Source organism: [Pantoea] beijingensis (assembly GCF_022647505.1).
In the GTDB taxonomy this organism is placed as follows: domain Bacteria; phylum Pseudomonadota; class Gammaproteobacteria; order Enterobacterales; family Enterobacteriaceae; genus Erwinia; species Erwinia beijingensis.
This window is the reverse complement of sequence record NZ_CP071409.1, coordinates 1,671,220-1,697,291: the sequence shown is the minus strand read 5'-3', so window position 1 is coordinate 1,697,291 and position 26,072 is coordinate 1,671,220. Positions and strand designations below refer to the sequence as shown.

General features: G+C 48.1%; 23 protein-coding genes and 2 tRNA genes. 12 read left to right on the top strand and 13 right to left on the bottom strand.

The window, feature by feature from the left end; genetic code table 11:
• The first annotated feature begins 40 nt into the window (after nucleotides 1-40).
• On the top strand, nucleotides 41-874 hold the full coding sequence (locus J1C60_RS07560) for an oxidoreductase (protein WP_128175003.1): 834 nt from the start codon (nucleotides 41-43) through the stop codon (nucleotides 872-874).
• Here J1C60_RS07560 and J1C60_RS07555 read toward each other — a convergent pair.
• Nucleotides 871-1,377 carry a very short patch repair endonuclease gene (locus tag J1C60_RS07555; RefSeq protein WP_128175004.1) on the bottom strand — a complete coding sequence of 169 codons (507 nt, stop codon included), beginning with the start codon at nucleotides 1,375-1,377 and terminating at the stop codon, nucleotides 871-873. The genes J1C60_RS07560 and J1C60_RS07555 overlap by 4 nt on opposite strands.
• A 105-nt stretch (nucleotides 1,378-1,482) precedes the next feature.
• Nucleotides 1,483-2,907, bottom strand: coding sequence for a DNA cytosine methyltransferase (locus tag J1C60_RS07550; RefSeq protein ID WP_128175006.1), 1,425 nt, complete (start codon nucleotides 2,905-2,907; stop codon nucleotides 1,483-1,485).
• 194 nt (nucleotides 2,908-3,101) lie between these two features.
• Between J1C60_RS07550 and J1C60_RS07545 the strand changes: the two genes are divergently transcribed.
• On the top strand, nucleotides 3,102-3,758 hold the full coding sequence (locus tag J1C60_RS07545) for an epoxyqueuosine reductase QueH (protein WP_128175008.1): 657 nt from the start codon (nucleotides 3,102-3,104) through the stop codon (nucleotides 3,756-3,758).
• A gap of 127 nt (nucleotides 3,759-3,885) precedes the next feature.
• Nucleotides 3,886-5,478, top strand: coding sequence for a methyl-accepting chemotaxis protein (locus tag J1C60_RS07540; RefSeq protein ID WP_235859143.1), 1,593 nt, complete (start codon nucleotides 3,886-3,888; stop codon nucleotides 5,476-5,478).
• A 47-nt stretch (nucleotides 5,479-5,525) separates the two neighbouring features.
• Here J1C60_RS07540 and J1C60_RS07535 read toward each other — a convergent pair whose 3' ends face one another.
• Nucleotides 5,526-5,774, bottom strand: a complete 249-nt coding sequence (locus tag J1C60_RS07535) for a hypothetical protein (protein WP_128175012.1) — start codon at nucleotides 5,772-5,774, stop codon at nucleotides 5,526-5,528.
• Between the two features lie 73 nt (nucleotides 5,775-5,847).
• Nucleotides 5,848-6,552 (bottom strand): phosphohydrolase, encoded by a 705-nt coding sequence (locus tag J1C60_RS07530; protein WP_128175066.1) that lies wholly within the window; start codon nucleotides 6,550-6,552, stop codon nucleotides 5,848-5,850.
• 692 nt (nucleotides 6,553-7,244) lie between these two features.
• On the opposite strand from J1C60_RS07530, the gene J1C60_RS07525 reads away from it, so the two are divergent.
• From J1C60_RS07525 to J1C60_RS07510, 4 genes are all read left to right on the top strand, one after another.
• Nucleotides 7,245-7,904, top strand: coding sequence for a hypothetical protein (locus J1C60_RS07525; protein WP_128175014.1), 660 nt, complete (start codon nucleotides 7,245-7,247; stop codon nucleotides 7,902-7,904).
• Between the two features lie 362 nt (nucleotides 7,905-8,266).
• The gene (gene mtfA, locus J1C60_RS07520; protein WP_128175016.1) at nucleotides 8,267-9,061 is read left to right on the top strand and encodes a DgsA anti-repressor MtfA; all 795 of its coding nucleotides are present in this window, start codon (nucleotides 8,267-8,269) and stop codon (nucleotides 9,059-9,061) included.
• Nucleotides 9,062-9,161: 100 nt separating this feature from the next.
• Nucleotides 9,162-9,237 (top strand) — tRNA-Asn (locus tag J1C60_RS07515).
• Between the two features lie 221 nt (nucleotides 9,238-9,458).
• Entirely contained in the window at nucleotides 9,459-10,157 is a 699-nt protein-coding gene (locus J1C60_RS07510; RefSeq protein WP_128177245.1) for an RluA family pseudouridine synthase, read from the top strand.
• A 189-nt stretch (nucleotides 10,158-10,346) separates the two neighbouring features.
• Here the strand turns inward: J1C60_RS07510 and J1C60_RS07505 are convergent, their stop codons facing one another.
• The 7 genes from J1C60_RS07505 to lsrG all read right to left on the bottom strand — a co-directional run bounded on the left by J1C60_RS07505 (nucleotide 10,347) and on the right by lsrG (nucleotide 19,871).
• Nucleotides 10,347-10,886, bottom strand: coding sequence for a DUF2058 domain-containing protein (locus J1C60_RS07505; protein ID WP_128177247.1), 540 nt, complete (start codon nucleotides 10,884-10,886; stop codon nucleotides 10,347-10,349).
• A gap of 373 nt (nucleotides 10,887-11,259) precedes the next feature.
• The gene (locus J1C60_RS07500) at nucleotides 11,260-11,661 is read right to left on the bottom strand and encodes a nuclear transport factor 2 family protein (protein WP_128177249.1); all 402 of its coding nucleotides are present in this window, start codon (nucleotides 11,659-11,661) and stop codon (nucleotides 11,260-11,262) included.
• Nucleotides 11,662-12,090: 429 nt separating this feature from the next.
• Entirely contained in the window at nucleotides 12,091-13,455 is a 1,365-nt protein-coding gene (locus tag J1C60_RS07495) for an amino acid permease (protein WP_128177251.1), read from the bottom strand.
• Nucleotides 13,456-13,536: 81 nt separating this feature from the next.
• Nucleotides 13,537-15,885 carry an Orn/Lys/Arg family decarboxylase gene (locus J1C60_RS07490; RefSeq protein ID WP_128177253.1) on the bottom strand — a complete coding sequence of 783 codons (2,349 nt, stop codon included), beginning with the start codon at nucleotides 15,883-15,885 and terminating at the stop codon, nucleotides 13,537-13,539.
• Between the two features lie 201 nt (nucleotides 15,886-16,086).
• On the bottom strand, nucleotides 16,087-16,776 hold the full coding sequence (locus J1C60_RS07485) for a response regulator transcription factor (protein ID WP_128177255.1): 690 nt from the start codon (nucleotides 16,774-16,776) through the stop codon (nucleotides 16,087-16,089).
• A gap of 422 nt (nucleotides 16,777-17,198) precedes the next feature.
• Nucleotides 17,199-18,833 carry a phosphoenolpyruvate carboxykinase (ATP) gene (gene pckA, locus J1C60_RS07480; RefSeq protein ID WP_128177257.1) on the bottom strand — a complete coding sequence of 545 codons (1,635 nt, stop codon included), beginning with the start codon at nucleotides 18,831-18,833 and terminating at the stop codon, nucleotides 17,199-17,201.
• A gap of 744 nt (nucleotides 18,834-19,577) precedes the next feature.
• Nucleotides 19,578-19,871: a (4S)-4-hydroxy-5-phosphonooxypentane-2,3-dione isomerase gene (gene lsrG / locus J1C60_RS07475; protein WP_128177259.1), complete on the bottom strand. Its 294-nt coding sequence runs from the start codon at nucleotides 19,869-19,871 to the stop codon at nucleotides 19,578-19,580.
• 309 nt (nucleotides 19,872-20,180) lie between these two features.
• Between lsrG and lsrK the strand changes: the two genes are divergently transcribed.
• Both lsrK and J1C60_RS07465 read left to right on the top strand, forming a co-directional pair.
• The gene (gene lsrK / locus J1C60_RS07470; RefSeq protein WP_128177261.1) at nucleotides 20,181-21,773 is read left to right on the top strand and encodes an autoinducer-2 kinase; all 1,593 of its coding nucleotides are present in this window, start codon (nucleotides 20,181-20,183) and stop codon (nucleotides 21,771-21,773) included.
• A gap of 190 nt (nucleotides 21,774-21,963) precedes the next feature.
• A tRNA-Asn gene (locus tag J1C60_RS07465) sits at nucleotides 21,964-22,039 on the top strand.
• 184 nt (nucleotides 22,040-22,223) lie between these two features.
• Here J1C60_RS07465 and J1C60_RS07460 read toward each other — a convergent pair.
• Nucleotides 22,224-23,108, bottom strand: a complete 885-nt coding sequence (locus tag J1C60_RS07460; protein WP_128177263.1) for a LysR family transcriptional regulator — start codon at nucleotides 23,106-23,108, stop codon at nucleotides 22,224-22,226.
• Nucleotides 23,109-23,207: 99 nt separating this feature from the next.
• On the opposite strand from J1C60_RS07460, the gene J1C60_RS07455 reads away from it, so the two are divergent.
• The 3 genes from J1C60_RS07455 (at nucleotide 23,208) to J1C60_RS07445 (ending at nucleotide 25,308) form a co-directional block, all read left to right on the top strand.
• Nucleotides 23,208-23,933 (top strand): SDR family oxidoreductase, encoded by a 726-nt coding sequence (locus J1C60_RS07455; protein ID WP_128177264.1) that lies wholly within the window; start codon nucleotides 23,208-23,210, stop codon nucleotides 23,931-23,933.
• A 699-nt stretch (nucleotides 23,934-24,632) separates the two neighbouring features.
• Entirely contained in the window at nucleotides 24,633-24,965 is a 333-nt protein-coding gene (locus J1C60_RS07450; protein ID WP_128177266.1) for a TehB family protein, read from the top strand.
• A 4-nt stretch (nucleotides 24,966-24,969) separates the two neighbouring features.
• On the top strand, nucleotides 24,970-25,308 hold the full coding sequence (locus tag J1C60_RS07445) for a DUF1869 domain-containing protein (protein ID WP_128177268.1): 339 nt from the start codon (nucleotides 24,970-24,972) through the stop codon (nucleotides 25,306-25,308).
• Between the two features lie 155 nt (nucleotides 25,309-25,463).
• On the opposite strand, the gene J1C60_RS07440 is transcribed toward J1C60_RS07445, so the two are convergent.
• Entirely contained in the window at nucleotides 25,464-26,048 is a 585-nt protein-coding gene (locus J1C60_RS07440; protein ID WP_229655798.1) for a Crp/Fnr family transcriptional regulator, read from the bottom strand.
• Between the last annotated feature and the right edge of the window lie 24 nt (nucleotides 26,049-26,072).

Below are 26,072 nucleotides of genomic sequence, written 5' to 3'. Positions count from 1 at the left end.
TGACACACTCTTCACACGTCCCACACAGGAGAATTACGCGATGTCATCTTCACAAAAAGTCTGGTTTATCACTGGCGTATCACGCGGTTTTGGTCACGCTCTGGCCCAAACGTTGCTGGCGCAGGGTGAAACAGTTATCGGCACGACGCGAGATATCGCGCCCTCTTTTATATCCGAACCGCATTTTCATTGGCTGCCGCTGGACGTCACCGATGCTGGTGGCGTAAGTGCAACTGTAGAAAAAGCATTCGCCGTGGCGGGTCGGATCGATGTGCTCGTCAACAATGCCGGGTATGGCTTATTGGGTGCGGTAGAAGAAGCCACGGATGAGCAAATCGATCGGCTATTTGCCGTCAATTTCCATGGCACACGCAGAGTTATCCAGGCGGCACTTCCCCGCCTGCGTAAGCAGCGGAGCGGACATATCATTAATATCTCCTCGATCGCGGGCATTGCACCTAATTCCGGTTCAGGTTTGTATTCTGCCGCAAAATTTGCCGTAGAAGGCATGTCTCAGGCCCTGGCTCAAGAAGTCGCTCCGCTCGGCATCCATGTCACGTTGGTAGAGCCGGGGGCGTTTCGTACCGATTTTCTTTCTGCACACTCGCTGCGCCGCAGCAGCAGTGATATTGAGGATTACGCCACCACTGCTGGCGCAATAATGGCAAAACTGGACTCGGTAGCCGGTAAGCAATTGGGGGATCCGCAAAAAGCCGCAGAAGCAATCGTTGCGGTCGCGCGAGCAGAAAACCCGCCGCTACACCTTTTGCTGGGCAGTGACGCCCTAGCGCGCACCGAGAAAATGTTAAATGCATTCAGGGAGGACATCGATACATGGCGGGCGGTGACGTTGGGAACCGATTTTAACGCTTAGCGCTGCGCTTCCCCACGGCTTGGGTGAGGGAGCAAAGAGAGACAATGAATGCCCTGATGGTCGATCTCAGCATCGCCATCACCGGCAAGAATCCACTCTTCAAGGCGAGACGTCATCGCCTCATCATCCAACTTACATTTTCCGCGCAGTGCGCATTCCCAGACAATCAATACTTTCCAGCCCCTCTCGCGTAATGCGGCGATGTGCCGTTCATCACGCGCGACGTTGGCATTCATTTTTTCCAGCCAAAAATCGGTACGCGTTGCCGGCTGCTTGAATAAATAGCAGTGATGGCGATGCCAGAAACAACCATGGACAAAAATAATCGTGCCCGATTCATCCAGCACAAAATCGGGTCGTCCCGGCAGTGCTTTATCCTGCACCCGATAGCAGAATCCTGCGTGCTCCAGCAAGCGCGCCAACCGGACCTCAATGGCCGTATCGCGCGTACGAATCGCACGCATATTTTTACTACGCACTTCAGCAGAATGAACATCGGCCATGATTTTCCTCCCACTCGGCGGCGGCTAAGACGTTAGGATACGAAACAGTTTCCATTTCCGCCAGTTGCAATGAGATTCCATTCCGTCAGCCCCTTCGGAGGGCCACTAAAGGCTATTCTGACGTCGGCTAACCGCCTCTATGATCCAGGGCTGTAACAATTTTGCCACCGCTGCAAAAGCCGGAACGATCACCGAATTGCCAAATTGGCGATACGCTTGCGTGTCCGAGACCGGTATGCGGAAAGCCTGCCCTTGAAGCGTCTCAAATCCCATCAGGCGCGCGCACTCCCGAGGCGTCAGGCGGCGAGGACGGCGCTGCTGGTTTTCAGCGTCATCGAAATCTACCTCACCCAGCGCAAGATCCCAGCCACGATCGATCAAAATTTCAGAACCATCCTTGTAGTAACGAGCCGAGAGGGTTCTTACCACACCGCTGGCCTGAGTGGGATTAACCAATCCATAGCCAAACCCATTACCTTTAGCCTGGTGCTTTTTCGCGTAGTGATAAAGGTACTTCCAGAGTGTCGGCGTCAGAATATATTTGGCGTCGACTTCCGGCTCCAGCAACTCGGCAAGCGTGATGCGACGATGGGGATAAAATTGCGCGATCTGGCGCAGCGTAAAGTCTTTTTTGAGCTGTAAATCGCGACGAAAACCCACCAGCACAATGCGCTCGCGGTGCTGCGGCAGAAAGTGTTTACCATCGACAATCTTCGGATCGGGGGCGCCGGTGATATCCGCATCCGCCACGTCATATCCCAACTCATCCAGCGTGGCCATAATAATGCGAAAGGTGTTGCCTTTATCATGGCTTTTCAGGTTTTTCACATTCTCCAGGACGAATATTGGTGGTTTTTTGGCAGTGATAATTCGCGCTACATCAAAAAAAAGCGTTCCTTGCGCATCACACTCAAAGCCATGTGCCCGCCCTAATGCATTTTTCTTCGAAACCCCTGCCAGCGAAAACGGCTGGCAGGGAAAACCCGCCAGTAGCACATCGTGATCGGGTATCATTTCATTAATATGTTGATAAGCCTGCTGCTCACCGATCTCAGCATTACCGCTTAAGGTAATATCACGGATATCTTGATTAAAACGATGCGTCTGTTCATCACAGTACCAGTTAGCTTTATAAGTCCGAACCGCATGCTTATTCCATTCGCTGGTAAACACACATTGGCCGCCAATGGCTTCAAATCCGCTGCGGATACCGCCAATACCAGCAAAGAGGTCGACAAATCGGAAGGCATAATGGGGATGGTTGGCCGGTGGAGACGGTAGCATCCTCTGTAGCATCGTCACTTCCGACGCACTCAGTGCTCTCGGTGAGCTCTTGCCATTGAGCCAGCGATTCAATGACTCACGTGTCCACTCATGCTCGCTGGCCTTACGCAGTAAGCCAGCAATGGTTTTCTGATCGTATATTTCCAGCACGCGCAGCAATAGCGCACGGTCCTGCTCAAACTTCTGTCGTTGCTGCTGGCGGGATGTTTCTGCCAGTTGTGCCGCAACCTGGTCAAATTCGCTCATAGGGGCTCTAATTCTGGAATAATCTGGTGCTATTCTATCACTTCATTGACCCGGATTGAGAACGATATCACTGCCTGCACAGCTGGCGTCACCATGAAAACTTCCGCTTGAATTATCACCCGGTGAAAACAGAAATGACTTTTTGCTTTACCCTGCCTAAACTGCTGCAAAGTTTACAGTTAGAGCATAGCGATATGAGCGAAACAGTACGTCCCCCACTCTCTCTGCCAAATGGCGCAGATAAACTCTTGCTGCACTCCTGCTGCGCCCCCTGTTCAGGCGAAGTAATGGAAGCGATTCAGGCCGCCGGCATTGAGTACACCATTTTTTTCTACAATCCTAATATCCATCCGCAAAAAGAGTATTTGTTGCGTAAGGAAGAAAATATCCGCTTTGCTGAAAAGCACGGAATTCCTTTTATCGATGCAGATTACGATACGGATAACTGGTTTGAACGGGCAAAAGGCATGGAGTGGGAACCCGAACGCGGCGTGCGCTGCACCATGTGCTTTGATATGCGATTCGAACGTACTGCGCTTTATGCCTGGGAACACGGGTTTACCGCTATATCCAGCTCCTTGGGCATTTCACGCTGGAAGAATATGCAGCAAATTAACGACTGCGGTCAACGTGCGGCAGCCCCCTATCCCGGGATGATCTACTGGGACTATAACTGGCGTAAAAAAGGGGGATCCGCCCGGATGATTGAAATTAGCAAACGTGAACGATTCTATCAGCAGGAGTACTGCGGCTGTGTTTACTCGCTGCGTGATACTAACCTGCACCGTAAATCGCAGGGGAGACCACTGATAAAATTAGGTGTTCTTTACTACGGTGACGAAGATCAATAGACCGTCATATCCTTCATCAGTTTGCCTTAGCAGACTGTAATCATCTGTTTATAATAGCAAAAGATCAGCTGTAACATTACTGTCATTAATGAAGCGAATACTCCTTTTTTATTTAAGGGGAAGGATTATGTCGCTTCTTTCAGCGTTGCCGCTTCGCGTCATCCGACGCCCATTCTCACGCCTTCAACTCCCCGCTTTTCTGCGAAGTTTGCGCGGCAGTTTTTTGCTTTTTTTACTGCTTTTTTTACTGCTGCAATGTACCAGCATCGCGTTACTGACGCGCTTAGTGAACCATACCCACCACAATATCGCGGCTTCGTTCGCGATGAATGAACGCCAGTCTCTGCTGGATAAAGTGCGAATCGCGTTACTGACGGCCAGCGATAACAGCAACCGCGCCGGACTCTTCCTGATGCAGGATCAGCAAAGCGGCTCGGTTGATAGCTGGAAAAGTCTGGCGGCCAGTGCGCAGGCCTCGCTTGAAGAGGCTCAAACGCTATTTTCTCGTTGGCATCCCGATGAGAAAAGCGATCTGAAGCAAAGTGTTGATCTGCTTTTTGGCGGCCTACGCGAACAGCTTAAAAGCCTGAATGAAAACCAGATTGACGCTTTTTTTATGGTCCCGATGCAAGCCTACCAGCAGCAGTTTAATGACGCCTATAATCGGGATATCGCGCTGACGCAGCAGGAAGGACGTAAAGCCAACATGGATATGCTGGCATCACTGCTGCACAGCCGCAACGTCTCCCTTGGGATCTCTTGCCTGCTGCTTACGGCCCTGCTTATCGGCGGTTTTCTTCTACTGCGCGGTGTAATTGTCCCTCTTGATACCGCATCCCGACAGCTTTCACGCATCGCGACAGGCGACCTGTCGCGCCCCTTAATAATCGGTCGGATGCAGGCCAGCGAATTAAAGCGTTTATCACAGGCAATTGCCGGGATGCAGCACGGACTCCAGCATATTGTGGGGGAGATTAACACTATCTCAACTACCGTTATGAATAATGCCGCGCAGATAGCCCGACAAAATGGGGCCGTTCGCCAGCAGAATCAGAAGCAAACGCAACAAATTGGACAAATTAGCCAGCGTCTTAATACCATCGCCGGAGACGTTGAAAAGGGTACACAATTCACCCGACATGCCACGCTGCAGGTGCAGGCAACAGATGTTATGGCGCAACGTTGCGGCACTATGGTGGCGGATGTAGATGCCAGGATGCGGGAAATCGTTGAAGCATCGAAAGAAATAGCCGGCATTATTACACTATTAGAAGGTCTATCGCTGCAAACCAAACTTTTAGCGCTCAATGCAGCCATTGAATCGGCACACGCAGGTATCTACGGCCGCAGTTTTTCGGTAGTCGCCCGCGAAATTGGCCTGCTATCGCAAAAAAGTAGTCATTCGACACGCGATATCGACAGGTTAATCAATAGTACTCACGACCATATTGATACCGGTTTTACCAAGGTTCAGGCGTTGAACAGTGTCTTTAGCGAAATTACGCTGGCGGTGACCAGCGTGGTGGCATTATTACAGGAGATGCAGCAAAACGCCCTTGCGCAAAGCGAACAGATCAATTCCATTGCCGGAGATATCCGCCAGTTGAATCAGCAGATACAACATAATGAAACGCTGACAAACAGCAGTCTTACTGCGGCAGAAACACTGGTGGGCGATTCACAACGGCTGGCGCAAAGCGTTCATTTATTTTCACTATAATGAAAAAGGGGACGCTCACCAGCGTCCCCTATGTTCTTGTTTGATCTTTATTTCTTCTTTCTTTGCTTTTTCAGCAAGGCGCGTAATTGCTTGATTTCACCGCTAGTGAGGTCGCTCGCTGGCTCTTCCTCAGTATGCGAATTATCGATAACTGGCGGCTGCTCTGGCGCTAAGCTACTGAGCAGACGCTGAGTAATTTCCTGACTAACTGAGATTTGATTCTCCAGGGCGAGACTTTTCAAGGTCTCTTTTAAGGTGGGATCGATCTTTATGGTTAAGCTGACGGTGTCGGTCATACCTTTTTCTCCTGATTATGGGCTACCACACCGTAGCTGAAGTTTTCCCGTTTGGATAGATGTTCACAAAAATTTAATATTCGAGCGCATGTGGCGAATAATCACGCAGTATTGACGGATCCAGCGTACAGAGGTCGCCCCGTAACTCAGCACACAGTTTGGCAACAAACTCCACCAAAAAATGTACATTATGTTGCGCCAGTCGTTTCCCTTCCGCCGTTTGCATGGTATTTGGTAACGTAAAAAGTTTTTTCTGGAAATGGTCCAGCGTCCAGTGACTATCATTTAGCTCACGCGCTTTACCCATCGGGTCATCGCTATCAAAAAGGGGGCGACCCAGGGCTCCCGACGTATAAAAAACGCGAGCCAGACCAATAGCCCCCAAAGACTCCAGCCTATCGGCATCTTGTACAATCTTGGCTTCCAGCGTTTCAGGTTCGATCCGAGCACTGAAGCTGTGGGCCTGTATCGCATGCGCTACGGCATCATGCAGCTCCGCAGGAAAATCCGGGAAAACCTCCTGCATAATCCGACGTGTTTCGACAGCAGCTTTTCGGGAAGCGAGATGCCGTTCAGGGTGATTCTTCGGTAAGTTAACTACGTCATGGAAATAGCATGCGGCCAGTATTACCAGTGGATTGGCCTCTGTGCCCTGCATAATACGCTGGGCTGTTTGCCAGACGCGTTTTAGATGTGCAACATCATGCGCCTTATCATCCTGTGGCCAGGTTTCATGGAGCCAATGCTCAAATCGTGATTGCCATATTTCAAGCGACATAGACGGCATAGCATTCTCCCTCTTTCTTAGCTTTTATAAGCGCCTGCTAACGGCGGCGGGATTGTCCGACAAGGTTCCACCGCCCTGTTCTACTTCCTCAGAAGATTTATAAAATACGGATGATGACGCTTCTATGACAGAAGCCGGAATGTTTTTGCAACCGATGAAAAAAACAACAAAAAAATGAGACATCCATCAAAATTATAGCTCCCGATCACGCCGTTCGCCGCCTTTATTGAACAATTAGTCCTTTACTGATTGGCATATTTTGCCCGCACCGCTAAAAACATAAGTATTTGTAATACGGCAACTGGATTTTATCATCCTGTTGCCGATAAATAACCTGCACGACGACGCGGGCGACTCGGGCCCTGTCGACAGAACAGAAAACCGGATCATTGAGGATCATTGCTTAAGCGAATATTTATATATTCATTTGATAAACATCAATAATATTTTTTATCGACGCATTAACATCTGAAAAACGGGAATCACGCAAGACCTCCCTCACACTCTGACGAAGGGTGCCAAACGGTAAATGGCGACTTATGCAATTCAATAAGCTAACCTCATCATTATTAGCAAATTGCGTGCCCCTTTATCATTAAGGGATGGTAGTATTTGTCGCATTGAATAAAAAGAGGCGCCCACGCCCGTTTTTTCCATTTTAGAGAGTAACAATGAGGTATTCCATGAAAGAACAGCCGATTCTCTTTTCCGATCAGCGGGTTCGCAACTTATTAATGGGCCAGCAGACACAGACACGGCGGATCATGAAGCCCCTGGCATTTACCCCTGCGCAGGATAATCACGAAGGTTGCTATGGATTTGACGTGATTAACAATCACCTGCAAGGTCACCAGTTTCTGGAGATGTCCAATCTGAGCTATCAATGCCCCTTCGGGCAGTTGGGCGATATTCTCTGGGTAAGGGAAACCTGGCGCGGGCCCGTCGTGCCCACAGAAAGTGTGGCTGACTACACGCGCTCTCCGGCGGCCTTTCGTCATAGCCGCTATTGCCAGTATCGCGCTGACTACAATGAGTCAGGCGATCGCCAGGACAATAGCGGTCAGGCTGGCTGGCAAACAGCTATTCACATGCCACGTTGGGCCAGCCGGATAAATCTGCGCATCAATGATATTCGCGTTGAGAAAATCCAGGATATTACCGATGACGACATTGCTGCTGAGGGTATACAGACCGACCTTAATTTTCTGAATAATTTCTTCACCATGAATAGCGATTTGGTCATGCCGAAAGATATCTACAAGAAGGCCTGGACGCAGCAGTACGGCGGCACGAGTTGGGAGGTGAATCCGTGGGTTTGGGTGATTGGTTTCGAAAAAGTATAAGTCTGGCCGGCGACAGTGGCATGCACGCTATTTTTCGCCGTGCTGCGGCACTAATCACAGACGGCCATAACAACAAATGATTGAATAGTTGGATTAAGAAATATTTCCCCTGTCACACTGTGTTCTACACGCATCTATATTTTAAATCATTCAGGTTGCAGGAGATCGGTGACGCTGCGGGAGTCCACTACGGGTAATGATTAACGTAATGGACCCGCGAAGGAAAACCGCGGCAATTTGAAACGTAGCGGATATATTTGCCTCTTCTGTCGCCTATACTCTGTTCAGACAGAAAGCGATTACGCACATTGCGATGGAGCGGAGGTGCTGGACCAGGCTGGCATTCAGGAGTGAATTCGATAATGATTAAATGGCCGTGGAAAGCAAATACTGAAGAACAGATTTCGCCCTTACCCTGGCAACAGGCAATTAATGTTCCTATTTTTTCGGCACTGAGCGAGGCAGACAAACATGCCTTGATCAAGTTAGCCGATCGCTTTCTACGCCAGAAGCGTCTGGTACCATTGCAACATTTTGAACTGGACGAGCTAAGTTGTGCGCGCATTGCATTGTTGTTTTGCTTGCCCGTGCTGAAGCTTGGCCTTGAGTGGCTGGATGGTTTCAACGAAGTACTCATCTACCCAACACCTTTTGTTGTCGATGATGAGTGGCAGGATGATTTCGGCCTGGTACATAATGAACGCATGGTGCAATCAGGCCAGAGCTGGCAACAAGGTCCAATCGTATTGAACTGGCTTGATATTCAGGACTCCTTCGACCTCTCCGGGTTCAACCTTATCGTGCATGAAGTTGCTCACAAACTTGATTCGCGCGGCAGTGGTTATGCGAACGGTGTTCCTGCGATTCCCCTGCGTGACGTGGCCGGTTGGGAACACGACTTGCATGCTGCAATGGAGAATATTCAGGAGGAAATCGATCTGGTTGGCGAGAATGCCGCCACTATCGATGCTTACGCGGCCAGCGAGCCGGCGGAGTGTTTTGCGGTACTTTCAGAGTATTTTTTTAGCGCGCCTGAACTCCTGCAAGGTCGTTTCCCAACACTTTATCAGCGTTTCGTCTTATTTTATGGCCAGGATACCTTAAAGCATGTAGAGAGCTGGCAATTACGACGTGACGATGGTGAAACTGTTCATTAAGCGATCGCATTGATGTAAACGCAGCCAATTGAAAGCTAATGTGTTTTTTGCTGTTGACACTCGATGTAGTGCCCGCTACTATTCGTCCCGTTCCAACGATTCCTCTGTAGTTCAGTCGGTAGAACGGCGGACTGTTAATCCGTATGTCACTGGTTCGAGTCCAGTCAGAGGAGCCATATTTAAAAAGCCCGCTCAAGGTTAACCTGAGCGGGCTTTTTGCCTTCATGCCATCGACGATGGACAATGAACTGGATGTCTCGGGCAACCGGTAAAATTGCGAAATGGCCGGATACCATGATCGGCGTAACAGATGGTGATTGCTCGCTCCGACACACAGATTCGTCAATCGACTTAAAATTCGTTATTATCCGCCCCCATTCTCCATTCGGGTAGCCTGATGTCCAGGATTATTGATACCTTTATTGCACCACCTTGCCATGACAAGATCGAGAATCTTTATCAGGACGATCACCTGGTGCTTATCAATAAACCTGGCGGACTACTCAGTCTCTCGGGGAAAAATCCGCAAAATCTCGATTCGGTGCATCACAGACTGGTGCAGATATTCCCCGGCTGCACATTAGTCCACCGTCTTGATTTCGGCACTTCCGGGCTAATGGTGATTGCCCGCAATAAAGCTATAAATGCCGCCCTCTGCCAGCAGTTCAGCCAGCGTAAAGTGATCAAAGTTTATAGCGCCCTGCTCTGTGGGCATCTGGCCAAAGACGAAGGAGTGATCGACGCTGCTATTGCAAAAGATCCCATGCGTTTTCCGTTAATGTCGATTTGCGCCATCAACGGCAAACCCGCTCGCTCCCACTATCGGGTCGTTGAGCGCTTTTATCATAAATGGGACGACGGGACGTTGCTGCCACTAACTCGGGTGCAACTTACGCCAGAAACTGGACGTACTCATCAACTTCGTATCCATTGTCAGCAGTTGGGTCACCCCATTTTGGGCTGTGATCTTTATGGCGGTTGCCTGCAGCCAGTTACCGAACGCACACCACGGCTAATGCTGCACGCCAGTGAGTTACATTTTTTTCATCCCGCGAGTGAAACGTGGTTCAGTGCCCGTAATACCAGCCCGTTCTGAAAGCAAAAGTCTATAACTCAGTGCATAAGCCGCGCGTAACACCAACGCGAGAGGGAAGCCAGGAGATAACCCCGTCAGGCAGCCCCTTATGCAAGAGCCTTCCCGTTTGATAAACCGACTAACTCGTTAAGTTAACTGAAAAATCCCTGGGGAACTCTCATAACTCTTCATCTCATCGGAAAGCGTTCATTACCACATCAAGTCATCGGGTACTTTAAAATCGGCATACGGATCTTCCTCATCTTGCTCTTCCTGGCTAAGCGCGCTATTTAAAACAATGCTGGTTGCATCTCGCTGAGAAATTTTATCGGCTACGCTCGCGGGGATAATAACGTATTCACTCTCACCGCTGTTATCAATAATCAAACGAGCAATGGCAAGCCGACCACTAATCAACTGAGTCTGGGTCGTCTTATCCACAATGATTTTTTTAATTAGATTATGATCAGTGAAGTTAAAACCAATATCACCTTTTGAAATGTTGATCCTGTTCATTTCAATGAGCTGCTTTACCTGCGCTTTATACTCTTTAGATAAAAAAGCTTGCTTTTGCTGTTCGTTTAGCTGCTTATCACGCTCAAGTTGCGCTTTTTTATTTTCTTCCACCGCCTCTCTTGCCTCACGGGCCTGAACGCGTGACTTTTTAGCCGTCCTCTGGACTTTGGCCATTTTTTTTGTCGTCACTAATCCAGCTTTTAGCAGTTGCTCTTGTAAGGTAAGTTTTGTCATCTTCGTTTCTAAACCCGTTGGAAAATTTATGGGATTATACCCGTAAATTTTGAGACTGTGCCAGGGTCACCGGACGTGAATCACGTTCGACTTGCGTTGAGCGAGGGCGGTCAAAAGCGGATGCGGGTTCCGGGAAACAGACATATCCCACTGCCAGTGGTGAGACAGGATGGGAATGGCTCGGTTAGAAAACAGAGGGTCACGGTTAAATTAAGGCTGCGTATCGTGGGCACGCTGATTTTTTTCAATTTTTCCGAATGGCGGAAAATGTTAAAAAAATACCGCATGCCGGGACAGCATACGGTATATTGCTTCGAACTGTTCCGGGTTTCACCGCAAGGTGCCCCAGAGAAACAGTGCGTATTTACTCAGCTTAGGACTCTGGTCCACCAAAAATTTCATTGACGTGAATCGGGTCAAGGAACTCTTTGCCGCTGACGATCTTTCCATCACGGAAAGTCAACACAAAGCAGTAGTTGCTCGCATAAACGCGCCCATCGTTGAACTGCAAATTGCCTTTCGTCACGATGATGACACGATTATCCTCTGCCGTTATTTCAAAAGGCTCAAAATCCAGCCGACCAACAGTGCCGTCGAATAATTTAGGAATATAGCTGAGGAAAGTCTCTTTAGGGTGCAAACCAGAGAAGCTCGTTCCTGGAACAATCCACCAAGTGGCGTCATCGGTCATGCACGCCCTCATACCGTCTATATCATATCGGCCTAGCGCAGCGAAGTATGTCTGAGCAACCTGTTTATTGATTTCAGTACTCATGATTTCTCTCCTTTCCGGATATTATTCCGGGCTATAAGTGGACTCAACGCATTCGGAGCCAAAGTGAAGCGCCGCTTGCGAATTCACTTTGAGTATTGAGCTTGAGCCGTCCGTCTTTGCAAAATAATTATCCTACAAGAAAGATGAAATAAGATATCTAATCCGACGAATTTAGTGCACAGAAGTCCAAAACCTGAAAGATAGCACGATGACCTAAATCAATGCGTCACCTCTCAGCGATCGTCTCACTAACGGTTTGCATCCCCTCACCACAATATAGCCACGGCCCACAGTAGCCAAGGCACAGATTGTACAATTTCATTTAGCATCCATCGGCAGGCAAATGATGATGTGATGATTGTCCAAGTACACCTTGCTACCGTGACGTTCAATGGAGGACCGTGCTGCTAACATACGGCGATAAACAACCTATTCGCCCTGTTTCTCTTTCTGATGAAGATAAAGTGTCTCAATGCCCTTTTTGCTGCGTGCCGCTGCGATAAATGCGTATAAAGGAATAGTCAGCATCATCATCAGTACTCCCCAGAACATCGCACTGGCGCCCGCACCAAACAGCGCAAACAAACTATAAATAATACCGATGGTGGCCAGGATGCAATAGATCACAAAGCTCCTCCCTTTATTGAGGGATTTTGCCACCATAATGACAGGCAGCGAGACCAGCGCATAAATATAGGGGAGCAATGAGGCAAATACCGACATTAACACGATAATCTGGAACTGTTTTGCCAGGTTAGGCGAAGCCGTACCCAGTAAAACTAATGTCATCAATACGCCAGTAAAAAGCAAACTTTTCATCGGAACATCGTTTTTATTCACATCAGCAAAAAATTTGGGAAATAATCCCTCTTTTGCCCCTTCTCTCGGCGCCTCTGACTGCAGGATAAGCCATCCCGATATTGAGCCAAAACAGGCGATGATACTCAGTGCAGAAACAATTTCACCGGCAAAGCCGCCAAACATGTAGCGTGCCGCATCTGCAAAGGGGGCCGATGATCCAATCAACTCTTTATGTGGCACCAGCCCCATGATCACCGAGCAACTGCTGACATAGCACACCGCCGCAATCAGTAATCCCATCACCGTTGCTTTTGGCACGGTGGACTCCGGATTTTCCACCTGTCCAGTCGAAACAACCGCCGACTCCACGCCCAAAAAGCCCCACAATGCCAGCGAGGCGGCAGAAAAAATAGCCGTCGTATCGCTACCGCCAGTGCCGTTATAGACCTCCGTGAACAGCGCGGGGTCAAACCAAAACCATCCAACAAAACCGATCCCTAACACCACGACCAGCATACAACTGGCAGTAAAAGATTGGGAACGCCCGGCAACATTCGCTCCCAATGAAGCCAGCGCAATAAATCCCCATAGAATCACAACCGCCGTCATTGAACTAAATATCGGATCTTTAAGCGCAGGAAAGAAGTAACTCAGATACCCCACTCCCGCAATCAACAGCGCTACGTTGCCTACCCATGCGCTAATCCAATAGCAAATTGTCGTTTGAAAGCCAATAAACGGGCCAAAGGCATCACTGGCATAGGCAATAATGCCGCCCGTCTGCGGCGTTATCATGCTGTTTTTGGCAAACACCAGCGCCAGTGCAATGACACCGACAATCGTTATAATCCAGCCATACAGTGAGATTGCACCAATGCCTGCCAGATTGGCCGGTAACATAAAAACCCCAGACCCCATCATATTTGAGGCTGTTACCAGCGTTAGCGCAATCAGCCCCATTTTTTTCACAGAAATGTTATTTGTGGATGACATAGTATTTTTCCACCATCAATATAGTAATTCGCTTATTGGGTGCGGTATGCACCCAGGGGGAATAGCCAAACTGCGCAGCAATCAGGAGGATTGAGGTGCCGGTAATGCTTCGAAGGCGAGGGGAACTCTTCTCAGTGCATCTTCTTTAATACAGCGCACCCAGTAACCGCCCTTTTCATCGATTTCAACGCCTTGTAATTCATGCTCAAATCCCGGAAATTGCTGTCCAAAGATTTGTAATGCAACAAGGTAATCGACGATAGGCTGAGATTCGCTGGTAATAATTTCCCCCGGCATGATTAAGGGAATTCCAGGTGGATAAGGGGTAATCATCACGGCCAGCGTCCGGTTTCGGATCTTAGCGACCGCAACCAGTTCAGTATTATCTGCAACCAGATGCTCATAAGCCTGGGAGGGTGATAACACAGGGATCGTTTCTGCCGTACAGGCTAATTCAGAGAGCCTGGCAATATCCAGTTCAATATTGGCCTGATGGATAGCGCGGCATAAATCACCTAAGCCCATATTCTGATAGCGCGATGCACTGGCGGCAACATCAGGCAAAACTGAAGAGAGCTGCGTATTGTCATCATAATGACGCTTAAATACCATTAGCAGATCGATCAGCGTATTCCATTTCCCCTGCGTTGAACCTAACGCAAATAAAATGAGGATATTGTAATCACCGTTTCTTGCCGGAATAATCCGCTGCGTTCCCAAATATTTTGATACGACGGGAGCCGGGATACCAAATGTGCTTATTTTTCCCTGCGCATTGAGCCCCGGGCAAGTAATGGTGACTTTGATCGGGTCCAGCATCGCATAGCCATCCGGCAGACCATTAAAACCATGCCAGCATTCACCTTCCCGCAGCACCCAACAGGAGGCATCACGCGCCAGAATCGAATTTGGGATACTGGTAAATGACACGGGTTTACCCTCATGCAGCAACATGGTCGGTTGCCAGACGCCGAAAAACCAACCATCGGGGTTATCCTCTTTCTCTTTATCCGCAACATTAACCATCGTTTTACGAAAATTAAGCGCATCATTGATGGCTTCATCCAGTAGCGTCTTGCCAGCTTCTCCTTCCATCATCGCAGTGGCAACATCAATGGAAGCAATAATGGGATAGAACGGTGAAGTCGTGCCGTGCATCATGAACGACTGATTAAAGTTTTCATAATTAACCGGTGCACGCCGTGAGTTGCGGATATGTATCATTGATGCTGACGAAAAGGCCGCTAACATTTTATGCGTCGATTGTACGGCGTACAGCGTCGGTCCCTTTTCTTTATCCGTCGGGACATCCATCGCAAAACGGCCGCGGTAAAGTGGATGGAATTTCGCATACGCATACCACGCCTCATCAAATTTAATGCGTGGTACCGAATCTGATAACGTACGAGTTATCGCCGTGACATCATAAATGAGCCCGTCATAGGTACAGTTGGTAATAATGGCGTAGACGGGAAGAGGATCTTCCATCTGACTGGCAAAGACGCTGTCATTAATTTTCTGGCTAATGGATTGCGCTTCAAATTGCTCAGGAGGGATCGGTCCGATAAGGCCAAAACCATTTCGTGATGGCTGGAAATAGACCGGGTTAGCCTGCGTGATGGTCAGTTCATGATTAACGGATTTATGACAATTCCGGTCAACCAGCACAACTTTTTCCTTCAACGGAAGCGAATGTCCGACGATCTGGTTCGACTGCGAAGATCCACCGGTAACATAGTAGGTTTTATCTGCACCAAAAAGCGCGGCTGCGCGCTTTTCAGAAGCTCCCGGTGCTCCTTTATGCTCCAGCCAGTCCCCCATTTCCGGGGTAGCGATGCCAATATCTGCCCGCATGATATTTTCACCGAAAAAGTTAATAAACTCACGTCCTACCGGATGCTTGAGGTAGGCAACGCCGCCCTGATGCCCGGGACAATCCCAATAATAAGGGCTATCGGTTGCGTAACTTTTTAACGCCGAGAAATAAGGAGGCAATAAATTTTCAGTATATTGTCGAATTGCAAGATGGAGGCGGCCGGCAATAAACGCCGGCGTATCCTGATTAATATTAATATATTCGTGTATCTCCCTGATAATCGCCATCGGTAAACGCCCCAAAATCGGAGTCCGCGATGATAAAAATATTGGAATGCTATAGTTCTTCTTCCGAATAACGCGAATGATATCCTGGATTTGCTTCGAACATCCCTCCTGACCGGGAAAATCATTGTCATCAATAATCACACAGCGAATACCGGACTCTTTTCGCAATGTGACCAAGGCATCTTCTATCGTATAGCTATCAATAAAATGATAGTCATTTAATATACGTTCTTCCTTTATTGCTTCATAAGAGTTTTTAAGCTGAACATCACCATCACTGATTGAAATAATCAATATTGGAAGGTCTCGATTTATTTCATAACGCATCGCATGTCCTCTTTTCATCCATGTTATTGGGAATATCAGCAGGTATTAGCCCGCGGATAAAAAGAGATTACTCGCGTAAACCGCATAATGAACTGTACTAAAGGTACAGTTCACACAGGTCTAAACGTAGGTACCAGGCATAATCCAAACTTATCAACAGGCAATCTATTGAGTTAGCACAAAAAACCTCAACCTTCTTATTTATCTAATAATGTAACAGGGTTTAGCAAACTCATGAGGAATGGCAAACTGCCATTTATTACGACGGGCTAACTGTATAAATTCCCGGGTGGTAGCACAGTATGTTTTCTGCAAAATATTACTCTTATGAAACTTTATCGTTCTCAGCGTACGATTGAGTTTTTCAGCAGCTTCTTTTTCCGATAAACCGAGTAACAGCAGAAAGGCCACAACCCACTCCCTTTCAGAGAAAATATCCAGCGGGCAGCATGTACTGAACGTCCCGACACCCTCCCCGGAAACAAAAAAATTTGGCGTTATAGCACCCAGTGGCGTGACGTGACTCATGATACCGATCATGTGAGCAGTTGCGTTGTAAAAAGGCATTCTTTCACACTGAAACATCGCAAACTCACTGGTGGCGATAGTTGGTAGAACGCCAAAGGCTTCTATTTTTCGCTCCTCATCTATTACACGGTTGTCGTGACAAATAATATAGTGGCGGAAGCAGGAAAATGCGGACTCTCCCTTTCTGTTATCCGGGGCAATTAACGAATAATACTTTTCATTAACAAATACAATTTTTCTTTCTCTATCTTTTAAACACCAGGCATCGTCACTTTTTTCCCACGCTATTCTTAACTCGGCGGGTAAAGGAATAGAATGCGATTGACATCCTGCAACTAAATATGTCAAATCCTTATGAGACATGTGAATCCTTATACAAAATTAATCATCGGAAAACAAAATCAGTTTCTCATCATTTACCGTATAATAGAAAGTGTTACGGACGTAGCTTCTCATTCGGGTGCGATATTTCCGAAAAGGCTTAATGAATGACAGATAAAGTAAAAGTCAGCTTAAAAAAAGATCGCAGAGATAGCATGAACAATAAGCATATGTGCATTACGGATGCGGATGTATCCGTAAGCAGCAAGGGAGATGTAACAATAGATATGTTTCTAGATGTTGGCAGGATATTCGTGAATTTAAAACAGACGAATTATTAGTCAGTATTGGTTGCCAGCAAGATATCCGTGATGCTGACAATAGACTACCCCCCCAGGTCACTTACCGGGTACCTGCAGGAGTAGTGCTTTGCTGCCGCCCAGCGACAGCAATTAGACATCTGCTTAGCCCGGAATTTGCGGTCCGGCACTTACCAGTAACTCACCGGTCTGCGTATCAATATAATGGGAGAAATTCGCAATAAATTTTTCAGCCAGTACCACGGCCTTGTCATGCCACTCTTTATCGCTGCCGTAGCTGCGACGTGGATCCAGCACCAATGGATCGATACCCGAAATATGTTTAGGGACCTGCAAACCGAATATCGGCAGTGTACCAGTAGGTTGATCGTCCAACTCGCCGTTTAAAATCGCGTTAATAATTTTACGCGTCAGTTCGAGCGGCATACGTTTGCCCGTACCATTCCAGCCCGTATTAACCAGGTAGGCTTTTGCTCCGGCATCACGCATGCGTTTCACCAATACTTCAGCGTAGCGTGTAGGATGTAACGACAGAAACGCCGCACCAAAACAAGCTGAGAACGTCGGCGTAGGTTCAGTTACACCGCGTTCAGTACCGGCAAGCTTGGCGGTAAAGCCGGAAAGAAAGTGGTATTGCGCCTGTTCATCACTCAGACATGAAACCGGTGGCAGCACGCCAAACGCATCTGCAGTCAGGAAAATCACGCGAGAAGCGTGTCCTGCACGGGAAACGGGCTGGACAATATTTTTAATATGATAAAGCGGATAGGACACACGTGTATTTTCGGTTTTCGAGCCGTCCGCGTAATTCACTTCGCCGTTGGACAATACTTTGACATTTTCCAGTAATGCATCGCGACGAATTGCCGCAAACACTTCAGGCTCATCCTGCGCGGAAAGGTTGATGGTTTTTGCGTAGCAGCCACCTTCGAAGTTAAATACACCGTCATCGTCCCAACCATGTTCATCATCGCCGATCAGGCTGCGGTTAGGATCGGTAGACAAAGTGGTTTTCCCGGTACCGGATAAACCGAAAAAGACGGCCACATCTCCCGCTTGACCGACGTTTGCCGAGCAGTGCATTGACGCGATTCCCTGCTGAGGCAGCAGGTAGTTCATTACCGAGAACATCCCCTTCTTCATCTCACCGCCGTACCAGGTTCCACCAATCAACTGCATACGCTCGGTGTAGTTAAAGGCGACAAAGTTTTCAGAGTTCATGCCCTGCTCTTGCCAGTTCGGGTTAGTACATTTTGAGCCATTCAGCACCACAAAATCGGGAGTAAAATCAATCAGCTCATGTTCTTCCGGGCGGATAAACATATTTTTCACGAAATGCGCCTGCCAGGCGACCTCGGTAATAAAACGCACGCGCAGGCGGCTGGCCGGATTAGCCCCACAGTAAGCATCAACAATAAACAGTCGTTTACCGGAAAGCTGCTCGCCGACCAACCCTTTCAGGCTCTGCCAGACTGGCTCACTCAAGGGTTTATTATCATTTTTCCCGGTCCCCTGGTCAGCCCACCACAGCGTGTCGCGGGTAATATCATCCCGAACGATATATTTGTCACGTGGCGAGCGCCCGGTAAAAATCCCGGTATCGACATTTACAGCTCCACTACGCGTAACCTGTCCCAGCGCGTATCCACTGAGCATCGGATGTGTTTCTTCTTCGAACAACTGACTGTAGTTTGGGTTATAAACAATCTCGCTGACGTTCCGGATGCCATAAGCCGCAAGGCATTCCGGCGTGATCGTGATCTCATTCTGTGCAGACATGACATTATCCTTTTAATTTTTAGCTGCCTTCATTCTTCACGTTGCCTTTGTTACAAAGTAAAGAATGGAAGGTACAAAACACGCTATCGACAGGAAAACACGCTGATGAATAGCTCGCGTAATATTTCTGCTATGATTCAGGTCACAGTATGGTTGGTTACGTTATTTGGCTCATCCGTGGCCCCCGACCGTTAGGGCCGCGCATCTGTAACATGAACATTCAGGATATATAACATGTCAGACACACCTCTCCTGATAACTTTAATTACTAAACGCTGTGTTAAGTTATTTAAAGTTAATTTGTTATCTTCTTCACAACTCTTCGCATTATTTCTCATTAGTTTTAAAAGGTAAAATAATGGCAAAACCCCCGAAAAAAGCAGAGAGATATAATAATAAAACCAAAAAACAACAGCAGATAACACTACCACGCGTTCAATTGACAGCGCATACATAATAATCACATTGCGATGAAGAGAGTGTCACACATTTAATCATATATCAGTAACTACTGGGCCACGAGGTCGTTCCAGGCGCACGAACCACAGCGGTGAAGCGGGTAAAAGGGAGATAAATCTGATTGTTATCTGATTCAAGTTACTTATCAGAGTGGGAGTGCATTTATTTCATTGTCATCTTAATTTCAATATCTGCACTGGTGCGGAAACTCAATAAACTTCACTCGTATTGCAACCCCGCCAAATATATTATTTAGCGGTTATTCATCTGAAAAAGGATGAATAATCATTGCGGGTATATTGCTGTAAATTCCTTTTTCTTTCTTGGCTCGCTCATCAAGGACTCCAGCGCTGCAACGCAGGCCTGATAATGAGGCGTTTCCTTGTGGGCCAATACGGCATTTTTATCACAGTAGGCTTCATAAATATAAAACCGTGTAGGAATATCCTTATCCTGCAGTACATCAAAATGCAGGTTTCCGGGCTCCTGAATTGCACCTACATGATTGTGACGAAAGGCCTCCAGGAATGCATCTATCTTGTCGGCTTTGACGTTAATTTCAACCAGGGTCACTTCCATTATTGCTCCTTGTTCAGCACCTTATGATCAGACTCGGCGTCAGCACCACATTCACCGTGTTACTGGACGAACCTACGGTGATGATGCAAACAAAACTAGTCGGCTCAATACAAGAAAACCGGCGCTTTGATCACAATTCGTCCACCGGTTTGGACTCGGCGATAGCATTTCAGCGTATCGGATGAAGGATTTGCCAACCACCTCACAATTAACCCCATCTATCTATCAGGCAATTGATCTACATTTTTTATAAACGTTTTTTTAACAGCGTGGTGCTAACGACCAACAATGGCAGGAGAGAAGATAACCATGATCTCTACCCTGAATACAGAAGACGAACGTACCTGCCTGATGGCGTTGGATGCCGGTACGGGCAGTATCCGTGCCGTTATTTTTAACCTTCATGGTGAACAGCTTGGTACAGGACAGGCCGAATGGGAACACCTTTCCGTAGCGGGAGTGCCCGGCTCCATGGAATTCGATCTGCATAAAAACTGGCAGTTAACATGCCGGTGTATTCAGCAGGCGTTGCAGCAGGCTCGGCTCTCTGCTTCCGCAATACGCGCGGTTGCAGCCTGTTCAATGCGTGAAGGTATTGTATTGTATAACAAAAGCGGTGAAGCCATATGGGCCTGTGCGAATGTTGATGCCCGCGCCAGCCGTGAAGTGGCCGAATTAAAAGAAATTCACGATTTCCATTTTGAAAGCGAAGTCTATGCCTGCTCCGGCCAGACGTTGGCACTCAGCGCCATGCCGCGATTACTGTGGCTGGCCCATCATCGTCCTGAAATTTATCGCCAGACGGCGACCGTCACCATGATCAGTGACTGGCTGGCCTATATGCTCAGTGGCGAACTGGCCGTTGATCCTTCAAATGCAGGGACGACGGGTATGCTGGCACTGTCAACACGCAACTGGCACCCGGAATTGTTGGATATGGCCGGGCTGCGTGCCGATATACTGTCACCAGTGGCTGAAACGGGAACACGGCTCGGCTATATTACTGCCCGAGCTGCCGAAACCTGTGGACTAAAAGCAGGAACACCGGTTGGTATGGGTGGCGGAGATGTTCAGCTTGGTTCGCTGGGGTTGGGGCTGGTGCGTCCGGGACAGACGGCTGTTCTGGGGGGGACCTTCTGGCAACAGGTCGTGAATCTATCGGAACCGGTGACCGATCCCGCGATGAATATCCGCATCAATCCCCACGTCATCCCCGGCATGGCGCAGGCAGAATCCATCAGCTTTTTTACGGGACTCACCATGCGCTGGTTCAGGGACGCCTTCTGCGATGAGGAAAAACGCGCAGCGCAGCGGCTGGGGATTGACGCTTATACCCTGCTGGAGGAGATGGCCGCGCGAGTCCCGGCTGGCTGCTGGGGAATTACACCTATTTTCTCCGATGCCATGCACTTTAAGCATTGGTATCACGCCGCCCCCTCCTTTATTAACCTCTCGATCGATCCGGAAAAATGTAATAAACCAACGCTTTTCCGCGCGCTGGAAGAAAATGCGGCAATTGTATCGGCCTGTAATCTCGATCAAATCGCCCTCTTTTCCGGCGTACGTGCGGAGTCGCTGGTCTTTGCGGGCGGCGGTTCAAAGGGCAAACTGTGGTGCCAAATTCTCAGTGACGTAACGGGCGTACCCGTCAAAGTACCGGTCGTTAAAGAAGCCACCGCACTGGGTTGCGCAATTGCAGCGGGCGTCGCCGCAGGAATATATCGCACGCTGGCCGATACGGGCGAAGCCCTTGTCCGCTGGGAACGGGAATATCATCCGAATAGCGCCAATCATAGCGGCTACCAGGTTCAAAAAGCTAACTGGCAGGCGATTTATGCGCAACAGCTTGGTTTGGTAGACCGAGATTTAACCACGCCCATGTGGAAAGCCCCCGGCCTGTAATACAACAAGCGCCGCCACCGCAAACCGTCGTACATCAGGCAATCAAACGCCGGCTTATCTTTATCGCTGGCATATACGGCGACTTATTTTTCGCCAGATTGACTAAAGTATCAGCAAATAAACCCTTTCCTGCATTTTCTCCTTTGATCGGCCGACCATCAGCCGCTATGATGCGCCTCGTAGCACCAATTCCTCTGTAGTTCAGTCGGTAGAACGGCGGACTGTTAATCCGTATGTCACTGGTTCGAGTCCAGTCAGAGGAGCCAGATTAGAGAAGCCAGCTCAATTTTTATTAAGCTGGCTTTTTGCTTTTTTGCGGTTTATGAAAGACAGATAAGAGCGGACGTTGAGTACCGCATTAGGGTAGTCCCCGCACACCTGCGCGTTCTAAGAGTGATAATAACCTTCAGGGTATCTACCGGAGGTGTGGCGATTTATAGACACGAACCGTCACATCCTTACATGGTCAATAAACGCTCTGAGTTTAGGTGCCAGGTTCTTTCTCCCGGGAAAATAGAGATAAAAACCCGGAAACGTCGGTAACCATTCATCTAATAAAGTCACCATCTCGCCACGCGCAATGTAAGGCTGAAAGGTTTCTTCCATACCAAAGCTAATCCCACCTCCTGCACACACGGTACGGATCATCACCCCCATATCGTTAGTGGTGAGCTGGGGTTTGACGTTCACTTCAAAATCGCGTCCCCGATCAGAGAACTCCCAGCAATAAGGTGAAATGCCCGGGTATTTTCGCCAACCAATACACCGGTGATGGATGAGGTCATTCGGATGCTGCGGAATACCATGCTGGGAAAGATAGGCATGGGATGCCACCGCCACCTGCCGCTGCATGGTTGAAACCGGCACCACAATCATGTCCTTTGCGATAACCTCGCCAAGCCGCACACCAGCATCGTAACCCTGTTCCACGATGTCGAACTCCTCATCGGTGATGGTAATTTCCAGTTCGACGTACGGGTATGCGGAGATAAAATCCGCCAGTATCTTCCCACCAATGACTCTCTCTGCTATTGAAGATATTGCCAGTCGTAGCTGCCCACGTGGTTCCTTCGCCTGGTCAGCGATATCCGTCGCTGCACAATTCAGTTGTTCAATAGCAGGAGCAACATCATCATAAAAACGTTTTCCCGCCTCGGTCAGGTTAATACTGCGCGTTGTCCGATGCATCAGTGAAATATTCAGTCGATCTTCCAGTCGACGTAATGTCTGGCTAATCGCCGAGCGTGTCACTCCCAGGCGCTCGGCAGCTATCCGAAAATTACGCGTCTCCGCCACGATAACAAATACCTCAAGCGCATTTTTATCAACTGTCATTGTTTAGCCGCGATTACCAGTCTGTTAAGTAATGAGTGGATTATCTTTATAGTCTTGCCAGCGTAAGATCGCCAGCACTACATAAACAGGAGAGTATTTATGGCTCAAAAAGTGATCTTAATTACCGGCGCATCCAGCGGTATTGGTGCAGGGATTGCGCGGGAACTGGCAAAGACCGATTCAATACTCCTTTTAGGAGCCCGTCGCGAAGAACGTTTAGCCGGGCTGGCAGAGGAGTTACGTTTTGACGGTGCAGAAGTTGAGATTCAGAAGTTGGACGTGACCCAACGGGCCTCAGTAGAACAGTTTGCTGCTTTCGCATTGGAAAAATGGGGCCGCATAGATGTAATAATCAATAACGCTGGCATCATGCCGCTGTCGATGATGTCCTCGCTGAAAGTGGATGAATGGGACCAAATGGTCGATGTGAATATCAAAGGGGTGCTCTATGGTATTGCCGCGGTATTACCGTCGATGCTGGAACGTTCATCAGGGCATATCATTAATATTGCCTCAGTGGGTGCACTGACGGTGTCACCGACCGCAGCGGTCTATTGTGCCACGAAGTTTGCGGTACGTGCTATTTCCGATGGCTTACGTCAGGAAAATAGTCAGCTTAGGGTAACCTGTGTACATCCAGGCGTGGTCGAGAGTGAACTGGCCGAAAGCATTACCGATCCGGCCGCCGCTGACGCGATGAAAAGTTATCGCGCCATTGCACTGCAGCCCGATGCTATTGGCCGCGCGGTACGCTATGTCATTGAGCAACCGGATAATGTCGATGTGAATGAAATAGTTGTCAGACCGACGCAAGCTTCGCATTAATTCTGTATGCATATAACGATCTGAGTTGCACTTTAGCGACTAAAAATGAACTTAAGATAGCGCAGCAATGACCTTGCTGCGTTATTCCTGTCAGAACTTGTGAATGTTCGCTTTTGGCGCAAGCCTGCCAGGCTGCTGTTTCAGCCCTGGCCAACGCAACTTTCGGTTGATCCAGCACCTCTACAGCATCATTAACGTTAATACCCACACAACACACTTACACGTTTTGTCCCGGAAGCCGCTGAACTGCCCGCAGATTCTTCGTTAAATTATGACGTCGTCATGCGCACAGAATTTGCGCTGTAAAAAGAATCTCAAAACCCGGCTTTCAAGCCGTACGAGATGACAGGAACAGATAAAAATACGGGCAACCCTCCTTTATTATAAAGACGGTTTATTTTAACTAATCATAAATAAGCCATGTTTTTCATTACCACCAGATATACTCCACAAGTATAAAAGTGACGTATAATTCCGAGGTAATTCTCTATACCTCTTATTTCCCGGCCCCACTCGCCCAGCCAAATAAGTGGCATTCCACTCCTGATAACAGGATCATCGCTGATAACGGCATCAATTTAGTGAAAAATTAATTAACAGAAAAAAATTCACAAGCATTAAAAGAAGTATATTATATGCATGTACAGGGATTTCTCTTTCGGTTCAATGAAAGCAGCTGGATAAAAGATGAGGTTTAACATGGAACGAATTATCATACCCGAAAATTATGTTCATACACGGACTACCCCCTTGTGGACAAAAGATACTGCGCCACCGTCTATCTGGAAGAGGCATCTGGACTCAGGAACACGGCAAGGCGTTTATCCGCGTTTATCCGTGATGCAAGGAGCTATTCGTTATTACGGTTATGTGGATGAAATAAGCCCAGAACCGATCGAGACGCTGACGATTGAAGCCGGACAATTTGGTGTATTCCCGCCAGAAAAATGGCACAGGATCGAAGCACTCTCTAACGATACATTATTTAATGTGGATTTTTATGTCGACCCAAGAATTCTGATAGAAGGTTAATCTCATGACCAGTGAAAATAAAGGATATTCATTAACATTATTAAACCAGGATAATAATAAAAAAGTGGAAAGCGTGTATCTCAGACCCATGTCATTCTATGTCCCTGAGATTGCTATGGAAGCCATTGAGAAACTGATCGATGATCTGGCGTTAACCTATGAGAGTAATAAAGGGTTCGTACTGACGGTAACGAATAAAAATAACGGTGTTTCCGTTGATAAACGATTCCCTACACTCGATGTGTTAAAAGACAACACCATTACTGCTGATGTACTGAAAGAGTTAGTTAATATCATCCGAGGCTACGATTCAGATGAAGAAGCTAACGTCTGCGGCTGGTAAACGATTTTTTCATCATTCAGCGTGTGACCCGTCATACTCCCGGTAATCGTTCAGTCGGTTACCGAGTTCCATCATACTGCATCGTAAAAATATGCCACTGCAACCGATCCTGCAGGGACTCAACCAGCATCTGATTATGCGACGGAAGCTCACGTTCAGCCAGAACGTGCCGTAACCGTGAGTGTCCGGTGAAACTTATCCATGTCACAAACCGTGTAGACACCGGATAACTTCTGAATATACCGGTCGTTAAGCAATTGTGTAATCACCCTGCGATAAGCCCGCTCCGAACAACCAAATCGTTCTGCTTCACGGTACACCTGCGTGAAATCCACCAACGGTTTACCCTGTAAGTAGCGCTGATAAATATCGGCCAGGATAGTAAAATGCAGCGGCTGCAGAAAACGCTCCATCGTTTTGGCCATCCCGCCCTGATAGTTTTGCGAAAGCCGTTGACTCAGCCAGATACCGACTTCCGCATGGCTGCTCAGTATCGTTTGCATCAGCGCCGGCGGGATGACGTCAACCGTTATCGCATCATGCGCAACCACTGAAAACTGGCTGGGTGTATTAGTCAGATATTCAATCTCACCAATGAGCGTATCGCTGACAAAACGCTGCCCAAGGCTGAACACCTTGCCATTTTCCGCATGATGGTGCAGGGAATATTCGCCAAGCGTTATCCAATACAGCGCACTGATTTCCTCCCCCTGCCGAAGAAGATATTCGCCAGGATTCAATGCTTTTTTTTTAGTGCAACCGCC

What these genes read in the sequence shown, in the direction of transcription:
- J1C60_RS07560 (WP_128175003.1), top strand. Translation starts at nt 41, where the DNA reads ATGTCATCTTCACAAAAAGTCTGGTTTATCACTGGCGTATCACGCGGT.
- J1C60_RS07555 (WP_128175004.1), bottom strand. Translation starts at nt 1,377, where the DNA reads ATGGCCGATGTTCATTCTGCTGAAGTGCGTAGTAAAAATATGCGTGCG.
- J1C60_RS07550 (WP_128175006.1), bottom strand. Translation starts at nt 2,907, where the DNA reads ATGAGCGAATTTGACCAGGTTGCGGCACAACTGGCAGAAACATCCCGC.
- J1C60_RS07545 (WP_128175008.1), top strand. Translation starts at nt 3,102, where the DNA reads ATGAGCGAAACAGTACGTCCCCCACTCTCTCTGCCAAATGGCGCAGAT.
- J1C60_RS07540 (WP_235859143.1), top strand. Translation starts at nt 3,886, where the DNA reads ATGTCGCTTCTTTCAGCGTTGCCGCTTCGCGTCATCCGACGCCCATTC.
- J1C60_RS07535 (WP_128175012.1), bottom strand. Translation starts at nt 5,774, where the DNA reads ATGACCGACACCGTCAGCTTAACCATAAAGATCGATCCCACCTTAAAA.
- J1C60_RS07530 (WP_128175066.1), bottom strand. Translation starts at nt 6,552, where the DNA reads ATGTCGCTTGAAATATGGCAATCACGATTTGAGCATTGGCTCCATGAA.
- J1C60_RS07525 (WP_128175014.1), top strand. Translation starts at nt 7,245, where the DNA reads ATGAAAGAACAGCCGATTCTCTTTTCCGATCAGCGGGTTCGCAACTTA.
- mtfA (WP_128175016.1), top strand. Translation starts at nt 8,267, where the DNA reads ATGATTAAATGGCCGTGGAAAGCAAATACTGAAGAACAGATTTCGCCC.
- J1C60_RS07510 (WP_128177245.1), top strand. Translation starts at nt 9,459, where the DNA reads ATGTCCAGGATTATTGATACCTTTATTGCACCACCTTGCCATGACAAG.
- J1C60_RS07505 (WP_128177247.1), bottom strand. Translation starts at nt 10,886, where the DNA reads ATGACAAAACTTACCTTACAAGAGCAACTGCTAAAAGCTGGATTAGTG.
- J1C60_RS07500 (WP_128177249.1), bottom strand. Translation starts at nt 11,661, where the DNA reads ATGAGTACTGAAATCAATAAACAGGTTGCTCAGACATACTTCGCTGCG.
- J1C60_RS07495 (WP_128177251.1), bottom strand. Translation starts at nt 13,455, where the DNA reads ATGTCATCCACAAATAACATTTCTGTGAAAAAAATGGGGCTGATTGCG.
- J1C60_RS07490 (WP_128177253.1), bottom strand. Translation starts at nt 15,885, where the DNA reads ATGCGTTATGAAATAAATCGAGACCTTCCAATATTGATTATTTCAATC.
- J1C60_RS07485 (WP_128177255.1), bottom strand. Translation starts at nt 16,776, where the DNA reads ATGTCTCATAAGGATTTGACATATTTAGTTGCAGGATGTCAATCGCAT.
- pckA (WP_128177257.1), bottom strand. Translation starts at nt 18,833, where the DNA reads ATGTCTGCACAGAATGAGATCACGATCACGCCGGAATGCCTTGCGGCT.
- lsrG (WP_128177259.1), bottom strand. Translation starts at nt 19,871, where the DNA reads ATGGAAGTGACCCTGGTTGAAATTAACGTCAAAGCCGACAAGATAGAT.
- lsrK (WP_128177261.1), top strand. Translation starts at nt 20,181, where the DNA reads ATGATCTCTACCCTGAATACAGAAGACGAACGTACCTGCCTGATGGCG.
- J1C60_RS07460 (WP_128177263.1), bottom strand. Translation starts at nt 23,108, where the DNA reads ATGACAGTTGATAAAAATGCGCTTGAGGTATTTGTTATCGTGGCGGAG.
- J1C60_RS07455 (WP_128177264.1), top strand. Translation starts at nt 23,208, where the DNA reads ATGGCTCAAAAAGTGATCTTAATTACCGGCGCATCCAGCGGTATTGGT.
- J1C60_RS07450 (WP_128177266.1), top strand. Translation starts at nt 24,633, where the DNA reads ATGGAACGAATTATCATACCCGAAAATTATGTTCATACACGGACTACC.
- J1C60_RS07445 (WP_128177268.1), top strand. Translation starts at nt 24,970, where the DNA reads ATGACCAGTGAAAATAAAGGATATTCATTAACATTATTAAACCAGGAT.